Below are 4,962 nucleotides of genomic sequence, written 5' to 3'. Positions count from 1 at the left end.
GAGTGAGTATTATCAGGCACGGACAACATTGAAGCTGCGCAAGGCTACAGAATATCCCGTAGATGCAAAAGATGATTCTGACCTGCGTCAGCGCGGACACCGGGAAAGAACACACCCCGGAATCGCAGGCAAAAAAAAACCCGGAAATCCTCACTTTCGTGGGCCTTCCGGATTTTCTAAACCGCCAAATATGGTGGGTCGTGTGGGATTCGAACCTACGACCAATTGGTTAAAAGCCAACTGCTCTACCAACTGAGCTAACGACCCGCTGTGTGGTGGCGCGTATAATACTGATTTTTAAGGACTATTCAACACCTTTTTGAAAAAAATCAAAAATAAGGTGTTGGATCGCTTACACCGGCTGCCGCGAAGCCTTCCGCACGCAGGCGGCAGCTGTCGCATTTGCCGCAGGCACGGCCATCATCATCGGCCTGATAGCAGGAAACGGTCAGGCTGTAATCGACACCCAGCTTCACACCTGCCTGGATGATCTGCGCCTTGCTCAGGTTCTGCAGCGGCGCCTGAATACGGAAGCCATTGCCCTCCACGCCCGCCTTGGTCGCCAGATTGGCCATGCGCTCGAACGACTCAATGAACTCGGGACGGCAATCCGGGTAACCGGAATAATCCACGGCATTGACACCGATAAAGATGTCACGGGCGCCGAGCACTTCAGCCCAGCCCAAGGCCAGCGACAGGAACACGGTGTTGCGCGCCGGCACGTACGTCACCGGAATGCCCTCGCCCAGCGCTTCAGGGATATCAATGCTGGTATCGGTGAGCGCCGAGCCGCCCATGCCGTTCAGGTTCAGGCCGATCACTTTGTGCTCGACCACACCGAGGTCGCGAGCAACGCGCGCGGCGGCATGCAACTCTGCATGCGAACGCTGTCCGTAATCGAAACTCATGGTGTAGCAGGCATAGCCTTCAGCCTGGGCCATCGCCACGACCGTGGCCGAGTCCAGGCCACCGGACAGCAGAATGACTGCACGCTTTTCGCCAGTGTTCAGTGGTTCAGTCATCTCAGCGCCCCGGCTCATCATTCCAAAGATACTTATGCAGCTGCAGTTGCAGGCGCACCGGCAGGTTATCCGCCACCACCCAGTCCGCCAGATCTCGAGCATTCAGGTCATGGTGACTTGGGGAAAACAGCACTTCGCCTGCACGTCGCTCAAGACCGTACTGAATCAGCTTGGACACCGCCCAGTCATAGTCTTCCCGCGAGCAGATGACAAACTTCACCTGATCGTTGGCGGTCAGCAGCTCGATGTTCTCGTAACGGTTGCGATGGGCCTCTTTCGAGTCCGGCGTCTTCAAGTCGACAACACGACTGACACGCGAATCGACTGCCGAGATATCGAGCGCACCACTGGTTTCCAGTGACACTTCGTAACCGGCATCACACAAACGCTTGAGTAAAGGGATAGCGTTCGGCTGTGCCAGCGGCTCGCCGCCGGTGACACAGACATAGCGCGGACGATAGCCAGCCACTTGCTCGAGGATATCGTCGAGGGTGCGGATCGTACCGCCGCTGAACGCATAGGCGCTGTCGCAGTATTGGCAACGCAATGGGCAACCGGTCAGGCGCACAAAAACCGTGGGCAGCCCGGCAGTCCGCGTTTCCCCCTGCAACGAGTAGAAAACTTCGGTGATTCTCAATGTGTCTTGCATAGTCGCCACGGGCGTAACAGCTAAACAGGCTGTCCGCCTCCGTCAGGCACCTCAGGCAACCCCGCCATCGCGTAGATCACCAGAAGCGTGTTTCAGAAAAAGGGCGTGAATTCTAACGAAAAAACCCGCGACAAGCGCGGGTTTCTTCCAAACGGGTGAAGCTGAATTACATGCGCTGCAGATCGCGCTGGGCCAACTGAGCGGCGGAGGTACCCGGATATTGGGAAACCACCTGCTGCAGAATGCCCTTGACCTTGTCGGTGTGACCGAGGCGGCGCTCTACGTCAGCCAGCTTGTACAGCGAATCCGGCACTTTGGCGTGCTTCGGATACAACTGCGAAACCTTGGCGAACGCCTGACCTGCGCCTTGCAGATCACCCTTCGCCAGGTTCACCTCACCCAACCAGTACTGGGCATTGCCCGCGTATTGGCTGTTCGGGTATTTGCGCAGGAAAGCGGCAAAAGCCTGACTGGCCTTGTCGAAATCCTTGGCTTTGATCAAGTCGAAAGCGGCATCGTAATACAGCTTTTCCTTGGCCGGATCACCCGGCTCACTGCTCGCGGCAGGCGCTTGGGCCGCAGCGGCAGCCCCGGCACCGGCAGCAGCACCGGCAGCAGCACTTGCGTCGCCACCGGCAGAAGAATTCTCAGGAGTCGCGGCTGGTGCAACACCGGATCCTATGCGCCGATCAAGATCCTGGTATCGCTCCAGGGATTCCTGTTTCATGCGCGCAACCTGATTCTGCAGTTCTTCGATCACGCCTTGCTGGCGAGAAATCTGATCCTGCATCTGTTGCAGTTGGTTGAACAGCATGCCTTGTGCCGAGGCAGGGGCCGAAGCCGCTCCCCCGGCATAGGCGCCGTTCGTACCGTAACCCGCAGGCGGATAACTGCTCCCGCTATTGTTATAACCGGAGTTGTCATCGACCACAGGAACCGCAGCCCACGCCGCAAGCGGCGCGAGGCTGAGAGCCAGAACAGTTACAGCACGACGGCACGTTCGCATATCGAATTACTTACGCAGTTCGACGCGACGGTTTTGAGCCCAGGACTGCTCGTCGTTGCCGGTAGCAACTGGACGCTCTTCGCCGTAGGAAACCAGTTCCAGCTGAGCTGGGGAAACACCTTGCAGTACCAGGTAGCGTTGAACGGCTTTCGCACGACGCTCGCCCAGTGCCATGTTGTACTCACGAGTACCACGTTCGTCGGTGTTGCCTTCCAGAACAACGCGAGCGCCGTTTGCTTTCAGGTCTTTGGCGTGAACGTCCAGAGCGCGCATGGCTTCTGGCTTCAGGTCCGAGCTGTCGTATTCGAAGTAGAAGGTGGTGATTGCGCGCAGAGCAGCTTCTTCGCTCAGGGAACCGTCAACGGCACCAGTGTTTGCGCCGTAACCAGCGTTTGGATCAACAGCGCCTTCACCGGCGTTGTCGCCGCCTTTGGACGAGCAACCTACAGCTACAGCCATGGCCAGAGCCAGCGCAGCAAATTTACCAAACTTCAGCATTTCCATCGTGAAACTCCTAATGAACCCCAGTGTGTTAAGTAAAACGTAAAGCGCCGCGTCAGTTCAGGTAAGGGGACCAGGACGGTTCTCTGACTTCGCCTTGAGCGGTAGGAAGCGGGAGCCTCACGCGTCCATTAATGGACACGAGCATCAAGACTCCCCGGCCCTGCTGGCGGGTGGCGTAGATTACCATGGTGCCGTTGGGCGCAACAGTAGGCGACTCGTCTAGAGTGCTATCAGTTAGGATTTTTACACTTCCGCGCTGCAAATCCTGAGCCGCCACTTTGAAATTGGTGAAACCGTCCTGACGATGGATCATCACCAGGGTCTTTTCGTCAGCCGAAAGTTTCGGGTTGGCGTTGTAGTTACCGATGAAGGTCACACGCTCGGCACCACCGCCACTGGCGCTGGTTTTGTAGATCTGTGGCTTGCCGCCACGGTCCGAGGTGAAGTAGATGGTCGAGCCATCCTTGCCCCAGTACGGTTCGGTGTTGATGCCAGGGCCCGCAGTGACGCGAGTGATCTGACGCGAACCGAGGTTCATCACGTAGATGTCCGGGTTACCGTCTTTCGACAGCACGAACGCCAGGCGATTGCCATCCGGCGACCAGGCAGGCGCACCGTTCAGGCCTTCGAAGTTGGTGATCTGCTCACGGCGACCGGTGTCGATGTTCTGCATGAAGATGCGCGGACGCTTCTGCTCGAACGACACATAGGCAATGCGTTTGCCATCCGGCGCGAAACGCGGCGACAGGATCGGCTCGCGCGATTGCAGCAGGGTCACCGCGCGAGCACCGTCGTAGTCCGAACGCTGCAGGGTGTAGCGAGTGTTCTTCTCGGAAAAACGCTCGGCTGTGACGTACAGCAGACGGGTCGAGAACGCACCTTTGATACCGGTGAGTTTCTCGAACGACTGATCGGAGATGTAGTGCGCCATGTCACGCAGTTGCTCGGTGGTACCGGAAACGCTGCCGTCAGCCACTTTCTGCTCGGTGGCCACGTTGAACAGCGCCCATTGCACCTGCAGGCGACCGCCCGCTGGAACGATGCTGCCGACCATCATGTATTGAGCACCCACCGCCTTCCAGTCACGGAAGATGATTTCGCTCGGCTGGCTTGGCTGGCTGATCATGTTTTGCTTTGGAATCGGCGAGTAATAGCCCGAGTTGCGCAAATCGTTACCAATGATTTCAGCCATGTCATCCGGCAGGACGGCACCGCCCTGGAAACCGAACGGTACAACGGCGATCGGAGTAGCCCGATCGCTGCCGCTGGTGACCAGAATGTTCTTTTCATCAGCCATCGCGATCCCTGCCATGCAGCAGATCACGACCAGCATTCCTCGAAGAAGGTTTCTCACAAGGCTAAGTCCTCAGGTGTGAATGTCATCTTGAATGAACGATATGGAGCGAAATCGCTCGCCTTCATTCCCTGCATTTCTGTCAAACGTCCAATATTCTTCACCGCCGCCACTGCCGAGGCATCGAACGGACCGTCGCCACTGGACTTGGCCACGCTGACCGAAGTCACCGTACCGTCCGGCAACATGCCAATCTGCAGCACGACCGTCATGCCTTTGCGTGCCGAAGGAGGACGAGCCCAACCTTCTGCTGCCCGTGCACGAATCAAGTCATCGAAACTGCCCGCGACTTCGTCACCCTGCTCATCGGCCAAGGCCTGCTGACGCTGCGGCGTGTCGGAAAGCAAATCAGCCAGGGCCTGAGCCTTTTTCTCTTCGGCGGATTTACGTGCCGCTTCCTGCGATTTCTTCTTCGCAGCATCGGCAG

6 protein-coding genes and 1 tRNA gene are annotated in these 4,962 nt (G+C 57.7%); all 7 read right to left on the bottom strand.

Translation table 11 applies throughout. The features are described from left to right. Positions 1 to 191: 191 nt before the first annotated feature. Positions 192 to 267 (bottom strand) — tRNA-Lys (locus tag DBR24_RS30140). A 62-nt stretch (positions 268 to 329) separates the two neighbouring features. Next, positions 330 to 1,022 (bottom strand): 7-cyano-7-deazaguanine synthase QueC, encoded by a 693-nt coding sequence (gene queC / locus DBR24_RS30135; RefSeq protein WP_128616507.1) that lies wholly within the window; start codon positions 1,020 to 1,022, stop codon positions 330 to 332. Between the two features lies 1 nt (position 1,023). Continuing rightward, a complete protein-coding gene (gene queE, locus DBR24_RS30130; RefSeq protein ID WP_123467196.1) occupies positions 1,024 to 1,671 on the bottom strand; it encodes a 7-carboxy-7-deazaguanine synthase QueE in 648 nt (215 codons plus the stop codon). Between the two features lie 166 nt (positions 1,672 to 1,837). Further along, positions 1,838 to 2,677, bottom strand: a complete 840-nt coding sequence (gene ybgF, locus DBR24_RS30125; protein ID WP_123467198.1) for a tol-pal system protein YbgF — start codon at positions 2,675 to 2,677, stop codon at positions 1,838 to 1,840. 6 nt (positions 2,678 to 2,683) lie between these two features. Next, complete coding sequence (gene pal, locus DBR24_RS30120; RefSeq protein WP_003178634.1) at positions 2,684 to 3,181, bottom strand: peptidoglycan-associated lipoprotein Pal; 498 nt, start codon at positions 3,179 to 3,181, stop codon at positions 2,684 to 2,686. A gap of 52 nt (positions 3,182 to 3,233) precedes the next feature. Beyond that, positions 3,234 to 4,514 (bottom strand): Tol-Pal system beta propeller repeat protein TolB, encoded by a 1,281-nt coding sequence (gene tolB / locus DBR24_RS30115; protein WP_171057245.1) that lies wholly within the window; start codon positions 4,512 to 4,514, stop codon positions 3,234 to 3,236. Positions 4,515 to 4,531: 17 nt separating this feature from the next. Then, on the bottom strand, positions 4,532 to 4,962 hold a 431-nt coding region (gene tolA / locus DBR24_RS34540; RefSeq protein ID WP_256592001.1), incomplete at its 5' end, for a cell envelope integrity protein TolA.

This window comes from Pseudomonas sp. HMWF006, assembly GCF_003061205.1.
Taxonomy (GTDB): domain Bacteria; phylum Pseudomonadota; class Gammaproteobacteria; order Pseudomonadales; family Pseudomonadaceae; genus Aquipseudomonas; species Aquipseudomonas monsensis.
This window is presented reverse-complemented; position numbering and strand designations above follow the sequence as displayed.

What these genes read in the sequence shown, in the direction of transcription:
- queC (WP_128616507.1), bottom strand. Translation starts at nt 1,022, where the DNA reads ATGACTGAACCACTGAACACTGGCGAAAAGCGTGCAGTCATTCTGCTG.
- queE (WP_123467196.1), bottom strand. Translation starts at nt 1,671, where the DNA reads ATGCAAGACACATTGAGAATCACCGAAGTTTTCTACTCGTTGCAGGGG.
- ybgF (WP_123467198.1), bottom strand. Translation starts at nt 2,677, where the DNA reads ATGCGAACGTGCCGTCGTGCTGTAACTGTTCTGGCTCTCAGCCTCGCG.
- pal (WP_003178634.1), bottom strand. Translation starts at nt 3,181, where the DNA reads ATGGAAATGCTGAAGTTTGGTAAATTTGCTGCGCTGGCTCTGGCCATG.
- tolB (WP_171057245.1), bottom strand. Translation starts at nt 4,514, where the DNA reads ATGCTGGTCGTGATCTGCTGCATGGCAGGGATCGCGATGGCTGATGAA.